This window comes from uncultured Frigoribacterium sp. (genome assembly GCF_963515265.1).
Lineage (GTDB): Bacteria > Actinomycetota > Actinomycetes > Actinomycetales > Microbacteriaceae > Frigoribacterium.
The window spans coordinates 12,145-28,628 of record NZ_CAUPYL010000016.1; the positions used below are offsets into that span (position 1 = coordinate 12,145).

The following is a 16,484-nucleotide window of genomic DNA, read 5'->3' on the forward strand; positions in this document are numbered from 1 at the left end:
GCTGAGCGAGCGGCGCTCCTACTTGCCGAGACGCCCGAGCGCGCGCCAGGCGAGCGGCAGGGCCGACGCGGCGATCAGCCACTTCGCGACCCCGCCCACGATGAACGGGTACACGCCGAGCGCCAGGACGCTGCCGAGCGACGCGTCGATGCCGAGCGAGTTCAGCACGACCGCCATGTAGGGGAGTCCCGTGGCGAACGGGATCAGGCTGGCGAGGAAGAACGCGGCGGCGGACAGGGCCCACTTCTTGTCCCAGTCGCGCTGCGAGAGCCAGCCGATGACGAGCGCGGCCGGGACGAAGCCGAGGATGAAGCCGAAGCTCGGACGCAGCACGCTGAGCGGACCGCCGGAGAACTCGGCGAAGATCGGCAGCCCGGCGACGCCGAGGACGAGGTACGTGAGCATCGACAGGGCGCCGCGTCGGGCCCCCAGCGTGGCGCCGACGAGCATCACGGCCAGGGTCTGACCGGTGATCGGCACGGGCCACATGGGCACCTGCACCTGCGCGAGGGCCGACGTGAAAGCGACCCCGCCGAGCACCAGGGCGACGTCGGTGGCCCAGCTGCGGGCCACCAGCCGGTCGGCGAGGACCGGCCGCGAGATCGATGCGGCGGTGTCAGTCATGCAAGTCTCCTAGTATGGGTAGGTTGATCGGCCGAGCGGCTGGTCGGCAGCGCAGTGCTGCGACCCCTCTCCACGCGACGTCCTCATCCTAGAGGCGGCCCCACGCCGGGCCCCGTTGTGGACATCTCCCCAATCGATTGGACTTCTGCTGTGCTTTCCGTGCACGATCTCGAGATCCGCGTCGGCGCGCGTCTGCTCATGGCCGACGTGAGCTTCCGCGTCGACAAGGGCGACAAGATCGGTCTGGTCGGCCGCAACGGCGCCGGCAAGACCACCATGACCAAGACGCTCGCCGGCGAGACCCTCCCGACGGGCGGCAAGATCGACCGTCACGGCGAGATCGGCTACCTGCCGCAGGACCCTCGCAGCGGCAACCCGGAAGACCTTGCGCGCACGAGGATCCTCGACGCCCGCGGGCTCGGGCAGCTGCTGCTGGGCATCCAGGAGGCGACCCTCGCGATGGGCGATCCCGACCCGGACATCGCGGCGAGGGCCATGAAGCGGTACGGCGACCTCGACGACCAGTTCAACGCGCTCGGGGGCTACGCCGCCGAGGCCGAGGCCGCCTCCATCGCCAGCAACCTGAGCCTGCCCGACCGCATCCTCGACCAGCCCCTCTCGACGCTGTCGGGCGGTCAGCGCCGACGCATCGAGCTCGCGCGCATCCTGTTCTCGGCCGCGGACACGATGATCCTCGACGAGCCCACCAACCACCTCGACGCCGACAGCGTCGTGTGGCTGCGCGAGTACCTCAAGACCTACCAGGGCGGCGTCATCGTGATCAGCCACGACATCGAGCTGGTCGAGGAGGTCGTGAACCGCGTCTTCTACCTCGACGCAAACCGCCAGGCCATCGACATCTACAACATGGGCTGGCGCAACTACCAGCGCCAGCGCGCCGCCGACGAGGAACGTCGCAAGAAGGAGCGCAGCAACGCCGAGAAGCAGGCGTCGGCGCTGCAGAAGCAGGCCGCGCGCTTCGGTGCGAAGGCCTCGAAGGCCGCTGCGGCCCACCAGATGGTCGCCCGAGCCGAGAAGCTGCTCTCCGGCCTCGAGGAGGTCCGCGCCGTCGACCGCGTCGCCAAGCTGCGGTTCCCCACCCCGGTCGCCTGCGGCAAGACGCCCCTGATGGCCTCGAACCTGTCGAAGAGCTACGGCTCGCTCGAGATCTTCACCGCCGTCGACCTCGCCATCGACCGGGGCTCGAAGGTCGTCATCCTCGGCCTGAACGGTGCCGGCAAGACCACCCTGCTGCGCATCCTGGCGAGCGTCGACGAGCCCGACACCGGCCAGCTGGAACCCGGGCACGGCCTGCGCGTGGGCTACTACGCCCAGGAGCACGAGACGATCGACGTCAAGCGCAGCGTCCTCGAGAACATGGTGTCGTCCTCGCCGAACATCACCGAGATGGAGGCGCGGCGCGTGCTCGGCTCGTTCCTGTTCACGGGAGACGACTCGGCCAAGCCTGCCGGTGTGCTCTCCGGTGGAGAGAAGACCCGCCTCGCGCTGGCGATGATCGTCGTCTCGGGCGCGAACGTGCTGCTGCTCGACGAGCCCACGAACAACCTCGACCCCGCCAGCCGCCTCGAGATCCTCGACGCCCTGGCGAACTACGAGGGCGCCGTCGTGCTCGTGAGCCACGACGAGGGCGCCGTCGAGGCGCTGAACCCCGAGCGCGTCCTCATCATGCCCGAGGGCACCGAGGACCACTGGACCCCGGACTACTCCGACTTGATCAACCTGGCCTGAGACCGTCCGGCGTCACCGGGGGCGTCCGCCCCGACGCCGACCGGGCGCTGACGACCTCAGCGCCCGGCGGCGTCGAGCAGCTCGTCTTCCTCTTCGTGATCCGCACGGGGACGCGACGCACGCCGACGCTCGCGCTCGGCCGCTTCCTCCGGGGTCTCGTCGTCGGCGGCGTCCAGCAGCTTGTTCCGCCTCTCTTGCCGGAACACGTAGAACAGGAACCCGAACGCGCCGACCGCGAACATGATCCACTGCACGAAGTACGACAGGTTGAGGCCGGTGTCGATCTCCGGCGCGCTGGCCTTCACGGGAGCGGTCGCGGGGGTCGGGTCCTCTGAGGCGAGCAGGCCGTAGCTCGCGTCGTAGATCTGGCCGTCGACCCGCTTCTGCACCTCGCTGAGCTGGATCGTGGCGATCTGGTTCGTGCCGGGGACGCCGGTCCGGTCGCCGAGCGCGGGCTCGCCCGGCTTGAGCCGTGCGGTCACGGTGACCTCGCCGGTCGGCGGGGCGGGGACGACGTCGGGAGCGTCCTGGTCGTTCCCGGTCGGGACCCAGCCGCGGTCGATCACGAAGACGTCGCCGCCGCTCACCTGGAACGGCACGAGCACGTCGAAGCCGGGCTGGCCGTTCAGGGGCCGGTTGCGGACGAGCAGCTCGTCGTCGACGAGGTAGCGGCCGGTCATCGAGACGGGCTGCCACTCGAGGGCGGGGTCGTACGAGCCCAGCTCGGGCACCGCCTCCTGCAGGGGGATCGGAGCGGCGTCGTACCGTTGCTCGAGCTGGTGGACGACCGCCATCTTCTCTTCGTGACGACTCCACTGCCAATGGGCGAGGAGGCCGCAGATGACCGCGAAGACCACCACGACGGCGAGGTAGCCCAGCCACTTGGAGGCGGTGGCCGGGCGAGCCTCCGACGCCTGCGGGGCGCTCAACGCGCCTCCTGCTCGACCCGGTCGACCGTCTCGCCCGCAGGCGTCAGGACGACCGGGAAGTCGCGGGCCCGGAGGAACTCGGCGAGGTAGCCGACGTGCTCGTCGCAGGCCGACCAGACCTTGACGCGTTCGAGGCCGTGGATCTTGGGGTTGCGCCAGTTGACCGCGTGCACGGCGCCTGCAGTGCACCCTGACCGGGAGCACTGCACGTCGCCAGGGCCCTGCTGCCCGAGGCCGAGCATCACCGGGGCACTCCGTCCGAGCCGACGACGGGGTCGTCGTCCGGGTCGTGGGGGGCCGGGGGAGTCCACGGCTGCTGAGGCCCCCGGTAGACCTCGAGGCCCCCGGGCCGCTCGACGTCCTGACCGCTCTCGTGGCCGACGTTGGCCAGCACCACGGCCACGTACGGGATGACGACGGCACCGAAGACGGGGATGAGCGTCCACCAGCTGAGCGGGATGACGAAGCAGAAGATGATGCAGACGATGCGGATGCCCGTGGCCAGCAGGTACCGACGCATGCGGGCATGGCGATCGTCGGCGGGCGACGGGGGGAGCGTGGTGATCGGGGTGGATGTCTTCATGGCCTCACGGGCTCGGGACGCCGAGGGTCGGCGGTTGACTAGATCGTAATCCCGGCGTCCGACAGTAGGCTGGCACGCGGTCCACGGACCCGAGCACCCCTGACGCCCACACCGAGGAGCACCATCATGACCACCCCCCGCACCGTCCTCGTCACCGGCGGCAACCGAGGGATCGGCTTCGCGATCGCCGAGGAGTTCGTCGCCCAGGGCCACCGCGTCGCCGTCACCGCACGCAGCGGCCAGGGCCCCGAGGGCAGCTTCACGGTCGTCGCCGACGTGACCGACGCCGCGAGCGTCGACGCCGCCTTCACCGCCGTCGAGGCCGAGCTCGGCCCGGTCGAGGTCGTCGTCGCCAACGCGGGCATCACCAAGGACGGCCTGCTCATGCGCATGACCGAGGAGGACTTCACCTCGGTCGTCGACACGAACCTCGGCGGGGCGTTCCGCGTCGTCAAGCGCGCCTCCAAGGGCATGCTCAAGGCCCGGTTCGGTCGCATCGTCCTGGTCTCGAGCGTCGTCGGCCTGCTCGGCGGCGCCGGCCAGGCGAACTACTCGGCGTCGAAGGCGGCCCTGGTGGGCTTCGCGCGGTCGTTGACGAGGGAGGTGGGCGCCCGCGGCATCACCGCCAACGTCGTCGCCCCGGGGTTCGTGGAGACCGACATGACGGCCGTCCTGCCCGACGAGCAGCAGGCCGGCTACAAGAAGAGCATCCCCGCGGGACGCTTCGGCACGGCCTCGGAGGTCGCCAAGGCGATCGCGTGGCTCGCGAGCGACGACGCCGGCTACATCTCCGGCGCAGTCGTGCCGGTCGACGGCGGCCTCGGGATGGGCCACTAGGGCCACAGCGGCCTCACTGCACCGCGACGTCGCCGAGCGACGCGTCGCCAGGCCCAGGTCCAGGCCCGGACCGCCTGCTCAGCCGCGGAGGCCGAGCAGCGGCAGGACCTGCGACAGGTCGCAGTGCGTCACGACCAGGTCCGCGTGGTCGCGCACCCGGGGCTTGGCGTTGAACGCCACCGAGAGCGCCGCGGCGTCCATCATCAGCAGGTCGTTCGCCCCGTCGCCGACCGCGACCGTGTGGGCAGGGGCGACCCTCGCCTCCTCGGCCCACTCGCGGAGTGCGGCGGCCTTGCCCGCGGCGTCGACGACCGGACCGTCGACCCGCCCGGTCAGGGCGCCGTCGACGACCTCGAGCCGGTTGGCGCGCCAGAAGTCGAGCCCGAGGCTCTCCGCGATCGGGTCGAGCACCTCGTGGAACCCGCCCGAGACGACGCCGATCACGCTGCCGTGGGCGTGCAGGCCGGCGACCAGCTCGGGCACGCCGGCCGTGAGGCGGATCCGGGACGCGGCCTCGGCGAACACCGTCGAGGGCAGCCCCGCCAGGGTCGCGACGCGCGCGTGCAGGCTCTCGGCGAAGTCGAGTTCGCCGGCCATCGCGCGCTCGGTGATGGCGGCGACCTCGTCCCGCGCACCTGCGGCGTCGGCGAGGAGCTCGATGACCTCGTCCTCGATGAGCGTGGAGTCGACGTCGAGGACGGTCAGGAAGCGGGGCACGCGATCACCCTAGTGTCCGGCCGGCGGACGGCCGGACGGCGCCGTCATCCTTCGTCACGAGGAGGACGAGGCGGCGGCGCCGTCGGCGGCGGGACAGGGGCTACTGGTCGACGCGGACGCCCTTGCCGACGACCGTGATGCCCGAGGGCGTCACCGTGAAGCCCCTGGCGCGGTCAGCCTCGGCGTCGACGCCGACGGAGGCCCCCTCGGCGATGACCACGTCCTTGTCGAGGATGGCCCTGTTCACGGTCGCGTTCGGCCCGATGTGGGCCCGCTCGAAGACGATCGAGTCGACGACGCGCGAGCCGGAGTCGAGGGTGCACCACGGACCGAGGACGCTGCGCTCGACGTGCGCACCCGAGAGGAGCGATCCGAGCGAGACCACCGAGTCGATGGTCGTGCCGAGGTTGCCCAGTCCGTCGCGGACGAACTTGGCCGGCGGGGAGTTGAGCTGCTGGCTGAAGATCGGCCAGTCGGTGTTGTAGAGGTTGAAGATCGGCAGGGCCGAGATCAGGTCGCGGTGCGCGTCGTAGAACGAGTCGATGGTGCCGACGTCGCGCCAGTAGTAGCGGTCGCGCTCGGTCGAGCCGGGCACCTCGTTGCGGTTCAGGTCGTAGACGGCAGCGTCGCCGCGGGACACGAAGTCGGGGACGATGTCGCCGCCCATGTCGTGGTCCGAGTCGGCCTTCTCGCCGTCGCGGAGCACCGCGTCGATGAGCACGTCGGCGTCGAAGACGTAGTTGCCCATGGACGCGAGGATCTCGTCGGGGGAGTCGGGCAGTCCCGTGGCGTCCTTCGGCTTCTCCAGGAACCGGCCGATGCGCGTCGGGTCGTCGGGGTCCACCTCGATGACGCCGAACTGGTCGGCCAGCGAGATCGGCTGGCGGATGGCCGCGACGGTGACGCCGGCGCCCGAGGCGATGTGCGCCTCCACCATCTGCTCGAAGTCCATCCGGTAGACGTGGTCCGCGCCGACCACGACGACGATGTCGGGCTTCTCGTCGCGGAGCAGGTTGAGGCTCTGGAGGATGGCGTCGGCACTGCCGGCGAACCAGCGCTTGCCGAGGCGCTGCTGTGCGGGCACGGAGGCGACGTACGCGCCGAGCAGCCCCTCGATCGACCAGGTCTGCGAGACGTGGCGGTCGAGGCTGTGCGACTTGTACTGCGTCAGCACGACGATCTGACGCAGGCCCGAGTTGATGAGGTTCGAGAGCGCGAAGTCGATGAGGCGGTAGTTGCCGCCGAACGGGACGGCGGGCTTCGCCCGGTCAGCGGTCAGGGGCATGAGGCGCTTGCCCTCGCCCCCGGCCAGGACGATGCCGAAGATCTTCTTTGATGCCATGGGGCCAGAATGGCACGTTTCTCCGGTGCACGACTACGGTGATGCTCGTGCGAGTCGATGTCATCACCAAGGAATATCCGCCGAACGTCTACGGAGGCGCCGGCGTCCACGTCGTCGAGCTCGCGAAGGCGCTGAGGCAGTCGATCGAGGTGCAGGTCCGGGCCTTCGGCGACGTGGACCCCGAGCCCGACACGACGGGCTACCCGGACCTGGCCGAGCTCGCCCAGGTCAACGGTGCGCTCCGCACCCTCGGCACCGACGTCCGCATCGCCCAGGACGTGGCGGGCGCCGACATCGTGCACAGCCACACCTGGTACGCGAACGCGGCCGGCCAGCTCGCCCAGATGCTGCACGACGTGCCGCACGTGCTCACGGCGCACAGCCTCGAGCCGCTCCGCCCCTGGAAGGCCGAGCAGCTCGGCGGCGGCTACCGCGTGTCGAGCTGGATCGAGCGCCAGGCCTACGAGACGGCCGATGCCGTGATCGCCGTCAGCGAGGGGATGCGCCGCGACATCCTGCGCTCCTACCCCGGCATCGACGAGCAGAAGGTCAGCGTCGTCTACAACGGCATCGACCTCGAGGCGTGGCAGCGCGTCGACGACGCCGACCTGGTGCGCGAGCTCGGCATCGACCCCGATCGCCCCTCGGTCGTCTTCGTCGGGCGCATCACCCGTCAGAAGGGCCTTCCGTACCTGCTGCGCGCGGCCAAGCTGCTGCCCGCGGACGTCCAGCTGGTGCTCTGCGCCGGCGCACCCGACACCCCCGAGATCATGGCGGAGGTGAGCGGCCTGGTCCGCGAACTGCAGGAGGAGCGGACCGGCGTCGTCTGGATCGAGAAGATCCTGCCTCGTCACCAGCTCAGCGCCGTCCTCAGCGCCGCCACGACCTTCGTCTGCCCGTCCGTCTACGAGCCGCTCGGCATCGTCAACCTCGAGGCCATGGCCTGTGGCGTGCCTGTGGTCGGGTCGGACACCGGCGGGATCCCCGAGGTCGTGGCCGACGGCCTCACCGGCCGCATCGTCCCGCTCGAGCAGGCGCAGGACGGCACGGGGACTCCACTCGACCCCGACCAGTTCGTCGCCGACCTCGCTCGCATCCTCACCGAGGTCGTCTCCGACCCGGCGCTCGCCCGGTTGATGGGGCGGGCGGGCCGGATGCGCGCCGAGAGCGAGTTCTCCTGGACGCGGATCGCTGACCGCACCCTCCAGGTCTACGGCTCCCTGCGTCGATAGGCTGTCGAGCATGCCTACCGTCCTGCAGCTGACCGATGTCTCCCTCGTCCGCGGCGGCGTCCCCGTCGTCGACTCGCTGACCTGGACCGTCGACTCGGACGAGCGGTGGATCGTGCTGGGGCCGAACGGCGCCGGGAAGTCCTCCCTGCTCCAGGTGGCGGCGGCACAGACCCACCCGAGCTCCGGCACCGCCGAGGTGCTCGGCGGCGACCTGGGCTCCGTCGACCTCTTCGACCTCCGCCCGCGCATCGGCTTCGCCTCGACGACGATCGCCCGGCGCATCCCGGCCAAGGAGAAGGTCGTCGACGTCGTCCTCACCGCCGCCTACTCGGTCACCGGCCGCTGGAACGAGGAGTACGAGGGCGTCGACGTGCGTCGTGCCCACCGCGTGCTCGACGAGTGGAGCCTCGACCACCTGTCGGAGCGCACCTTCGGCGAGCTGAGCGACGGTGAGCAGAAGCGCGTCCAGATCGCGCGTGCGGTCATGACCGACCCCGAGCTCCTGCTGCTCGACGAGCCGGCCGCGAGCCTCGACCTCGGGGCCCGAGAAGAGCTGCTGCGGATGCTGTCCGGCTACGCGCAGTCCGAGGGCGCCCCCGCCATCGTCATGGTCACCCACCACGTCGAGGAGATCCCGCGCGGCTTCACGCACGCGCTCCTCCTCGACCACGGCTCCGTCGTGGCCGCCGGCCCGATCGACGAGGTCGTGACGGCCGAGACCCTCGGCGCCACCTTCGGCGTCGAGCTCGAGGTCACCTCGGAGGACGGCCGCTACACGGCTCGCGCCGCCCGCTGACGGGTCCACGTCGCCGGACGGTTCGTTCCTCGGATCGGGGCCGCGCGTCTGGTATCGTTGACAGCTGGTCCTGCGCATGCGTGCGCAGCGCCTCCTCGAACTTCACACCACCATCCACCGCTAGACCTAGGACTCTCATGAAGACCGACATCCACCCCGAGTACAAGCAGATCGTCTTCCGCGACCTCGCATCGGGCGCCACGTTCCTCACGCGCTCCACGACGACGAGCGACAAGACCATCGAGCTCGACGGGGAGACCTACCCGGTCATCGACGTCGAGATCTCGTCCGAGTCGCACCCGTTCTACACGGGCAAGCAGCGCATCCTCGACTCGGCCGGTCGCGTCGAGAAGTTCAACTCGCGCTACAAGAACTTCGGCAAGTAGGCAGCACCTGCCAGGGCACAGCCCCTGGTCACCGCGAGAGGCGGTCCACCCCGGTGGACCGCCTCTCGTCGTCTGCGCGGGCGCCGCGGGAGGCGGCCGCGCCGTCTGACTCAGGCGGCGGCCAGGCCGTCCGACTCAGGAGGCGGGCAGCGAGCGGTGCGGCCACTCGCCGGACGTCGTGAACGTGGGGTCCTTGCGGCGCATGTACTCCTGGAACGACGCCGCCTGGGTCGAGCACCAGCCGACCTGCAGGTCGTGCAGGTCGGTGGTCGGCACGTCGAGCTGGTCGGGGTACCGCTTGGCCATCGCCTGGGCGACGCGACCCGCAGCCACGGCGTCCGCACCGGCGTCGTGCGCGTCGTCGAGGACCACGCCGTAGACGCCGGCGGCGGCCTCGAGGGTGCGCTTGCCCTTGCGGAAGCGGTCGACGGCCTTGTCGATGACGAGCGGATCGACGACGCAGCCGATCTCGCCGACCTCGCCGAGGGGCTCGATGCCGTGCCGACGCGCCTCGCGGTCGAGGAGGGTCAGGTCGTAGGGCGCGTTGTAGACGACGAGCGGCACGCCACGGGCGAAGACCGCCCTGACAGCGGCGACGATCTCGGCCACGACCTCGGCGGCGGGCCGCCCCTCGGCCCGCGCGCGCTCCGTCGAGATGCCGTGCACGGCGCTGGCCTGCTCGGGGATCTCGACGCCGGGGTCGGCCAGCCACTCACCGTGCGCGACCGTCGCGCCCGTCGCGTCGATGAGGCCGACGTGAGCCGTGACGATCCGGGCCGTCTCGACGTCGATGCCGGTCGTCTCCAGGTCGAACACGCCGAGTGCCTTCCACCACGCCGACGGCAGGTCACCCGCCGCAGCGGGGGAGTCGAGGACGGGAGTGGACGGCACGGTCTCGGCAGGGTCGGTCTGGCTCACCCTCAGAGCCTAGGAGGCGCCGCCGACAGCAGCCGGCGCGGCGGGCACGTCGCCGACGTGCAGCCAGAAGAACTGCTGCGTGCCGAGCGTGATGGTGACCTTGCCCTCGTCGTCGAACGACGGGAACTGGGCCCCGCCGAAGAGGTCGAAGAGCGTCCGGCCCGCGAGGTGCGGTGCCGTGACGGTGACGGCGGACGGGTTGTGCGCGAACGAGAACACGCAGAGGACGTCCTCGGCGGAGGCGCCGAACTGGGTGCCCTCGCCCTCGTACGACCGGACGAACGCGAGCACCGACTCCTGGTCCGTCTCGGCCACCTCGAGGGTGCCGAGCCCGAACACCGGGTGCGCCTTGCGGACGTGGATGACGTTCCGCACCCAGTGCAGCAGCGACCGCGACTGGGCCAGCTGGCTCTCGACGTTGACCAGGTTGTAGTTGAAGACGAGCGACTGCACGACGGGCAGGAACAGCTTGCCCGGGTCGGCCGTCGAGAAGCCGGCGTTGCGGTCGGGCGTCCACTGCATCGGCGTGCGCGACGAGTCGCGGTCGGGCAGCCAGATGTTGTCGCCCATGCCGATCTCGTCGCCGTAGTACAGGAACGGGCTGCCGGGCAGCGCGAACAGCAGGGCGTGGACGAGCTCGAGCTCCGCCCGGGAGTTGTCGAGCAGGGGAGCGAGGCGGCGACGGATGCCGATGTTCGAGCGCATCCGCGGGTCGTAGGCGTACCAGCCGTACATCGCCTGGCGGTACTCCTCGCTCACCATCTCGAGCGTCAGCTCGTCGTGGTTGCGGAGGAAGACGGCCCATGCGGCGCCCGGCGGCACCTCGGTGGTCTCGGAGAGGATGCGCTTCAGCTCCGAGCCGTTCTGCGCCCGCAGCGAGTAGAAGATGCGGGGCATGACCGGGAAGTCGAAGGCCATGTGGCACTCGGGCTCTTCCTCGGTGCCGAAGAAGGCGGCCGTCTCGGCGGGCCACTGGTTCGCCTCGGCGATGAGCACGCGGCCGGGGAACTCGTCGTCGACCATGCGACGGAGCCGCTTGATGAACTCATGGGTGGCGGGCTCGCCCTCGCCGTTGCCCTCCTCCGTCTCGAAGAGGTAGGGGATGGCGTCGAGCCGCAGGCCGTCGACGCCCAGGTCGAGCCAGTGCCGGACGACGTCGAAGACGGCCTCCTGAACGGCCGGGTTCTCGAAGTTCAGATCGGGCTGGTGCGAGAAGAAGCGGTGGAAGAAGAACTGGCGGCGCACGGGGTCGAAGGTCCAGTTCGACTCTTCCGTGTCGACGAAGATGACGCGGATGTTCGAGTACTCCTCGTCGGTGTCGCGCCAGACGTAGAAGTCGCCGTAGGGGCCCTCGGGGTCCTCGCGGGACTGCTGGAACCACTCGTGCTGGTCCGACGTGTGGTTGAGCACCATGTCGATGACGATGCGCATGTTGCGCTCGTGCGACTTCGTCACGAGGTCGCGGAACTCGTCGAGGGTGCCGAACTCCGGCAGGATCGCCTTGTAGTCGGCGATGTCGTAGCCGCCGTCGCGCAGGGGCGACTGGAAGAACGGCGGGAGCCACAGGGCGTCGACCCCGAGCCACTGCAGGTAGTCGAGCCGCGAGAGCAGCCCCTGGAGGTCGCCGGCGCCGTCGCCGTTGCTGTCGACGAACGAGCGGACCATCACCTCGTAGAACACGGCACGTCGGTGCCATGCGGGATCGAGGGTCAGACCGGGCTGCTGGATGGGGGCAGTGAAGCTCACCCGGCCAACTCTAGGACGGCCGACGGCCGAGCGCGCGCGTTCCGCCAGGACCGCCTCCGTAGACTCGGCCCGTGATCGTCAGAGAGCCCCGTGTCCCGTCGCCGTACCGGCGCCTCCTCGAGTCCGTCGCGGTGCGCGAGGACGTCGTCCGTGTCGCTGGCAGCGACACCGCGTGGTGGACCTACGACACGCCGGGCACCGACGACGACAGCCCGGTCGTGCTCGCGGTGCACGGCTTCCGCGGCGACCACCACGGCCTCGAGCCGGTCGTCGCCCACCTCACGGGCGTGCGGGTCGTCATGCCCGACCTGCCGGGCTTCGGCGAGTCGACGCCTCTCGAGGGCGAGCACAGCGTCGCCGCCTACGCCGCCTGGTTGACCGCGTTCGCGGCCGCCGTCGGGATCGACGAGTCGGTCGTCGTGCTCGGGCACTCGTTCGGGTCGATCGTCGCCTCCGCCGCCCTCGCGGACGGGCTCCGCGCCTCCCGGCTCGTGCTCGTCAACCCGATCGCCGCGCCGGCGCTCTCCGGTCCTCGTGGCGTCGTGACCCGCTTCGCCGTCTTCTACTACTGGGCCGGGGCTGCCCTCCCCGAGGCCACGGGGCTGTCCGTGCTGCAGAATGCGGCTGTCGTGCGGTTCACGAGCCTCGCGATGGTCAAGACCCGCGACGGGGCCCTCCGGCGGTGGATCCACGACCAGCACGACTCGTACTTCTCGCGCTTCGCGGACCGGCGCGTCGTGCTCGACGCGTTCCGCGCCTCCGTGTCGAGCGACGTCAGCAGCTACGCGGCGCGCGTCGCCGTGCCGACGCTGCTGATCGCGGCCGACCGCGACGACATCACGGCGTTGCCCGCCCAGCACGAGCTGCGGGCGCTGTTCCCCGACGCGCGCCTCACCGTGATCGACGGCGTGGGGCACCTGATCCACTACGAGAAGCCGCAGGAGGCGGCCGCCGCGATCCAGGGGTTCGTCGCGTGAGGGTCGCGGTCGACTGCCGCTACGTCCGCACGGGGCGGCACGACGGCATCAGCCGGTTCACCGCCGGCGTCGTCGGCGCTCTCGCCGAGCTCGCCCGCGGTGACGACGAGGTGGAGCTGACGATGCTCGTCTCCGACCTGCGCCAGCTCGACAAGCTGCCCGACCTGCCGCACCTGCTCGTCAGCGACCCGACGAGCCCGCGCGAGCCGCTCGTCGCGCTGCAGGTCGCGGCGGCCCGCCCCGACGTCGTGTGGTCGCCCATGCAGACGATGGGCTCGTGGGGGCGCCGCCACCGGCTCGTGCTGACCCTGCACGACCTCATCTACTACACGAACCGCACGCCGCCGCCCGAGTTCGCCCTGCCGCTGCGCCTGCTCTGGCGGCTCTACCACCTGGCCTGGTGGCCCCAGCGGATGTTGCTCGACCGAGCCGACGCGGTCGTCACCGTCAGCCGGACGACCCGCGACGAGATGACCCGTCACCGGCTCACACGGCGCCCCGTCACCGTCGTCTCGAACGCGGCCGACCCGGTCGCCGACGCACGGCCCCGCACGGCGCCCGAGCACCGCGACCTCGTCTACATGGGGTCGTTCATGCCCTACAAGAACGTGGCTGCGCTCGCCAGGGCGCTGCCCCTGCTCGACGGACATCGACTGCACCTGATGAGCCGCGTGTCCGACCGGGAACGCGCCTCCCTGACGGCCCTCGCCCCTGCGGGCTCGCTGGTGTTCCACGACGGGGCGAGCGACGAGGAGTACCGCGACGTGCTGCTGGGCGCCACCGCCGTCGTGACGGCGAGCCGGGCGGAGGGCTTCGGCATCCCGCTCGTCGAGGGCATGGCCCTCGGCACTCCCGCCGTCGTCAGCGACATCCCCATCTTCCGCGAGATCGGCGGCGACGCGGCCCTGTACTTCGACCCGGAGTCGCCCTCGTCGATCGCGGCGGCGGTGCGCCGTCTCGAGGGGGAGTGGGCGGCACGGTCGGCCGCGTCGGTGCAGCAGGCGGCCCGCTTCAGCTGGGCGGCCTCGGCCGAGGTGCTGCTCGAGCTGCTCCGGACGACCGGCGGTGCGCCGCGCCGCCGGAGCAGGCGCAGGCGCAGCCGCAGCCGCAGCGACTAGTCGGCGGCGGGGCGCTCGAGTGCGTTCTGCCAGCCGAGGGAGGACGTGCCGGCGCGCTCGGACTCGACCTCGATCGGGTCGTCGAACTCGCGGAGCACCAGGGCGCCGTCGAGCAGCTCGAACGAGTGGACGGAGCCGTTGCGGATGGGCGTCCCGAGGTGCAGGACGTCGTCGCCCGCGACGTGCGTCACCACGGCGCGGATGACGGCACCGTGCGTCGCGACGACGACGCGGCCGGCCGCACCACCGTCGTCCACGTCGCCGGCAGAGCGGGCGATCTCGACCAGGGCCGGCAGCACCCGGGCCAGGAGCTCGCGACGGCCCTCGCGACCCGGGACGGGCGTGCCGGCGGGGAAGCGCCGTTCGACCTCGCTGCCGGTCAGGCCCTCGGCGTCGCCGTAGCGGCGCTCGGCGACGGCCGGGACGAGCTCCGGCGCGGGCAGCCCGAGCCGGGCGGCGATGATCGAGCCGGTCTCGGCGGCGCGCGACAGGGGGCTCGCGACGACCCGGTCGAACGACCGGCGGGCGAGCAGGTCTCCCGCCTCGGCGGCCTGGGCACGCCCGAGGTCGTTCAGCGGGATGTCGGTCGCGCCCTGGATGCGGCGGGCGCGGTTCCAGTCGGTCTCGCCGTGGCGGACGAGGTAGAGCAGGGTCATCGTGCTCCTCCGGCAGGGCCTGTCGCCGCCGCGGTGCGGGCCGCCGGCACGAGGCGCTCGGCCAGGGCGGCCAGGGTCTCGGTCGTCCCGGCGTCGATCTTCACGGCGGCCCGCGAGTCGCCCTTCGTCTCGCCCCGGTTGACGATCACCACGGGGAGCCTGCGGCGCGTGGCCTGGTCGAGCAGCCGGATGCCGGAGTTGACGACGAGCGACGACCCCACGACCAGCAGCGCCTCGGCGCCGACGACGAGCGACCGGGCCTCGGCGAAGCGCTCGACGGGCACGAACTCCCCGAAGAAGACGACGTCCGGCTTCAGCATGCCGCCGCAGACGGTGCACGCGGGGACGACGAAGGCGTCGATGTCGTCGACCTCGACGTCGCCGTCCGGGGCGAGGCGGACGCTCTCGGGCTCGTCGATCCAGGGGTTGTCGCCGGCGAGGCGGGCGGCGACGGTGTCGCGGGCGAACGACTGGCCACAGGTGAGGCAGAGCACGCGGTCGACGGTGCCGTGCAGGTCGACCACGCGCCGCGACCCCGCGCGCTCGTGCAGCGCGTCGACGTTCTGGGTGACGACGCCGTTGACGACGCCGGCGCGCTCGAGCTCGGCGAGGGCCCGGTGCCCGCCGTTGGGCGCGGACGCCCGGAACGTCTTCCAGCCGACGTGGCTCCCCGCCCAGTAGCGCTTGCGGTACCGCTCGCTGGAGAGGAACTGCTGGAAGGTCATGGGGTTGCGCGGGGGCGCCCCGGCTCCCCGGTAGTCGGGGATGCCGGAGTCGGTGCTGATGCCGGCACCGGTGAGCACCGCGACGCGACGGCCGGCCAGGACCGCGACCGCGGCCTCGAGGGCGTCGCCGACGGTGGTCAGGGAGGTGCGCCCCTCAGGAGCAGGCGCCGAGGAGGCAGGCGCCGAGGAGGCAGGCACCGAGGAGGCGCGGGCCGGCCCGGCGGGGCCGGCTGCGGCCGGCGGCGTGGCCGGGTCAGTCACGGTGGGGCCTCCTTCGGGGCGGTCGACCTCCGGATCGGGTCGACGTCAGCCTAAACGGCGAGGCCTGGCGATTCGTTCCCCGGACGTTAGCCTGGACCTCGTCCCTGCCCCCTCGTCCTCCCGCGTCGCCTCCCGCCTCGTCGCCGACCGGACGTCCTGCCCTGGAGCGCCGTGCGCATCACCCGCATCACCGACCTCGACCGCCCCGACCTCGCGGACTACGCCCGGCTGACCGACGTGGCGCTGCGCCGCGTCTCGGAGCCCGAGGGAGGGCTCTACATCGCCGAGTCGAGCAAGGTGATCGAGCGCGCGCTCCGTGCCGGGCACGTGCCCCGCTCGGTGCTGATGACCGAGCGCTGGCTGGCCGACGTGGAGCCCCTGGTCGCGCACCTCGACGGCGAGATCTTCGTCGGCGACGCGGCCCTGCTCGAGACGCTGACCGGCTACCACCTGCACCGGGGCGCCCTGGCGGCGATGCACCGCCCCGAGCTGCCCAGCGTCGAGTCGCTCCTCGAGGGCGCGCGACGGGTCGTCGTGCTGGAGGACATCGTCGACCACACGAACGTGGGCGCCATCTTCCGGGCGGTCGCCGGGCTCGGCGCGGACGCCGTGCTCGTCACTCCCCGGTGCGCCGACCCGCTGTACCGGCGCAGCGTCCGCGTCAGCATGGGCACCGTGCTCCAGGTGCCGTGGACGCGCCTCCCGGAGTGGCCCCGGGGCGCCGAGCTGCTCCGCGCCGCGGGCTTCGAGGTCGCGGCCCTCGCCCTCGCCGACGACGCCGTGCCCCTCGACGAGTACGCCGCCTCCGCCCCCGAGCGCGTCGCGCTGCTGCTCGGCACCGAGGGGGACGGCCTCAAAAAGAGCACACTTGCCCAGACTGATTACGTT

At 71.6% G+C, this 16,484-nt stretch carries 18 protein-coding genes; 8 read left to right on the forward strand and 10 right to left on the reverse strand.

Annotated features, from left to right (window positions below; all coding sequences use genetic code 11):
- Positions 1-18 precede the first annotated feature (18 nt).
- Positions 19-624, reverse strand: a complete 606-nt coding sequence (locus RWM17_RS03330) for a biotin transporter BioY (protein ID WP_194612137.1) — start codon at positions 622-624, stop codon at positions 19-21.
- A 150-nt stretch (positions 625-774) separates the two neighbouring features.
- Here RWM17_RS03330 and RWM17_RS03335 point away from each other — a divergent pair, with 150 nt between their 5' ends.
- Positions 775-2,373 carry an ABC-F family ATP-binding cassette domain-containing protein gene (locus tag RWM17_RS03335; protein WP_314101328.1) on the forward strand — a complete coding sequence of 533 codons (1,599 nt, stop codon included), beginning with the start codon at positions 775-777 and terminating at the stop codon, positions 2,371-2,373.
- Between the two features lie 56 nt (positions 2,374-2,429).
- On the opposite strand, the gene RWM17_RS03340 is transcribed toward RWM17_RS03335, so the two are convergent.
- The 3 genes from RWM17_RS03340 to RWM17_RS03350 all read right to left on the reverse strand — a co-directional run bounded on the left by RWM17_RS03340 (position 2,430) and on the right by RWM17_RS03350 (position 3,885).
- Positions 2,430-3,302 (reverse strand): SURF1 family protein, encoded by an 873-nt coding sequence (locus RWM17_RS03340; protein ID WP_314101331.1) that lies wholly within the window; start codon positions 3,300-3,302, stop codon positions 2,430-2,432.
- Positions 3,299-3,475, reverse strand: a complete 177-nt coding sequence (locus tag RWM17_RS03345) for a hypothetical protein (RefSeq protein WP_399540006.1) — start codon at positions 3,473-3,475, stop codon at positions 3,299-3,301. The genes RWM17_RS03340 and RWM17_RS03345 overlap by 4 nt, the downstream gene beginning before the upstream one ends.
- 68 nt (positions 3,476-3,543) lie before the next feature.
- Positions 3,544-3,885 (reverse strand): DUF3099 domain-containing protein, encoded by a 342-nt coding sequence (locus RWM17_RS03350; RefSeq protein ID WP_314101334.1) that lies wholly within the window; start codon positions 3,883-3,885, stop codon positions 3,544-3,546.
- A 126-nt stretch (positions 3,886-4,011) separates the two neighbouring features.
- Here RWM17_RS03350 and fabG point away from each other — a divergent pair, with 126 nt between their 5' ends.
- The gene (fabG, locus tag RWM17_RS03355) at positions 4,012-4,722 is read left to right on the forward strand and encodes a 3-oxoacyl-ACP reductase FabG (RefSeq protein ID WP_314101336.1); all 711 of its coding nucleotides are present in this window, start codon (positions 4,012-4,014) and stop codon (positions 4,720-4,722) included.
- 78 nt (positions 4,723-4,800) lie between these two features.
- Here fabG and serB read toward each other — a convergent pair whose 3' ends face one another.
- Complete coding sequence (gene serB / locus RWM17_RS03360) at positions 4,801-5,439, reverse strand: phosphoserine phosphatase SerB (RefSeq protein WP_314101337.1); 639 nt, start codon at positions 5,437-5,439, stop codon at positions 4,801-4,803.
- Between the two features lie 100 nt (positions 5,440-5,539).
- Complete coding sequence (locus tag RWM17_RS03365; RefSeq protein ID WP_146900896.1) at positions 5,540-6,781, reverse strand: glucose-1-phosphate adenylyltransferase; 1,242 nt, start codon at positions 6,779-6,781, stop codon at positions 5,540-5,542.
- Positions 6,782-6,828: 47 nt separating this feature from the next.
- Here RWM17_RS03365 and glgA point away from each other — a divergent pair, with 47 nt between their 5' ends.
- The 3 genes from glgA (at position 6,829) to RWM17_RS03380 (ending at position 9,195) form a co-directional block, all read left to right on the forward strand.
- A complete protein-coding gene (gene glgA, locus RWM17_RS03370) occupies positions 6,829-8,013 on the forward strand; it encodes a glycogen synthase (protein ID WP_314101340.1) in 1,185 nt (394 codons plus the stop codon).
- A 10-nt stretch (positions 8,014-8,023) separates the two neighbouring features.
- The gene (locus RWM17_RS03375) at positions 8,024-8,809 is read left to right on the forward strand and encodes an ABC transporter ATP-binding protein (RefSeq protein WP_314101342.1); all 786 of its coding nucleotides are present in this window, start codon (positions 8,024-8,026) and stop codon (positions 8,807-8,809) included.
- A 137-nt stretch (positions 8,810-8,946) separates the two neighbouring features.
- On the forward strand, positions 8,947-9,195 hold the full coding sequence (locus tag RWM17_RS03380; RefSeq protein ID WP_043594989.1) for a type B 50S ribosomal protein L31: 249 nt from the start codon (positions 8,947-8,949) through the stop codon (positions 9,193-9,195).
- 135 nt (positions 9,196-9,330) lie between these two features.
- On the opposite strand, the gene RWM17_RS03385 is transcribed toward RWM17_RS03380, so the two are convergent.
- On the reverse strand, positions 9,331-10,041 hold the full coding sequence (locus RWM17_RS03385; protein ID WP_233569040.1) for a 3'-5' exonuclease: 711 nt from the start codon (positions 10,039-10,041) through the stop codon (positions 9,331-9,333).
- A gap of 81 nt (positions 10,042-10,122) precedes the next feature.
- Positions 10,123-11,859, reverse strand: a complete 1,737-nt coding sequence (gene treS, locus RWM17_RS03390) for a maltose alpha-D-glucosyltransferase (protein WP_314101347.1) — start codon at positions 11,857-11,859, stop codon at positions 10,123-10,125.
- Between the two features lie 71 nt (positions 11,860-11,930).
- Here treS and RWM17_RS03395 point away from each other — a divergent pair, with 71 nt between their 5' ends.
- Positions 11,931-12,836, forward strand: coding sequence for an alpha/beta hydrolase (locus RWM17_RS03395; protein ID WP_314101349.1), 906 nt, complete (start codon positions 11,931-11,933; stop codon positions 12,834-12,836).
- Positions 12,833-13,954, forward strand: a complete 1,122-nt coding sequence (locus RWM17_RS03400; RefSeq protein WP_314101351.1) for a glycosyltransferase family 1 protein — start codon at positions 12,833-12,835, stop codon at positions 13,952-13,954. Before RWM17_RS03395 ends, RWM17_RS03400 begins: the two co-directional genes overlap by 4 nt.
- Here RWM17_RS03400 and RWM17_RS03405 read toward each other — a convergent pair.
- Both RWM17_RS03405 and RWM17_RS03410 read right to left on the reverse strand, forming a co-directional pair.
- Positions 13,951-14,610: a histidine phosphatase family protein gene (locus tag RWM17_RS03405; RefSeq protein WP_314101353.1), complete on the reverse strand. Its 660-nt coding sequence runs from the start codon at positions 14,608-14,610 to the stop codon at positions 13,951-13,953. The genes RWM17_RS03400 and RWM17_RS03405 overlap by 4 nt on opposite strands.
- Complete coding sequence (locus RWM17_RS03410; protein WP_314101360.1) at positions 14,607-15,476, reverse strand: NAD-dependent protein deacetylase; 870 nt, start codon at positions 15,474-15,476, stop codon at positions 14,607-14,609. The genes RWM17_RS03405 and RWM17_RS03410 overlap by 4 nt, the downstream gene beginning before the upstream one ends.
- 291 nt (positions 15,477-15,767) lie before the next feature.
- Here RWM17_RS03410 and RWM17_RS03415 point away from each other — a divergent pair.
- The coding region (locus tag RWM17_RS03415) for an RNA methyltransferase (RefSeq protein ID WP_314101356.1) at positions 15,768-16,484 on the forward strand (717 nt) is incomplete at its 3' end.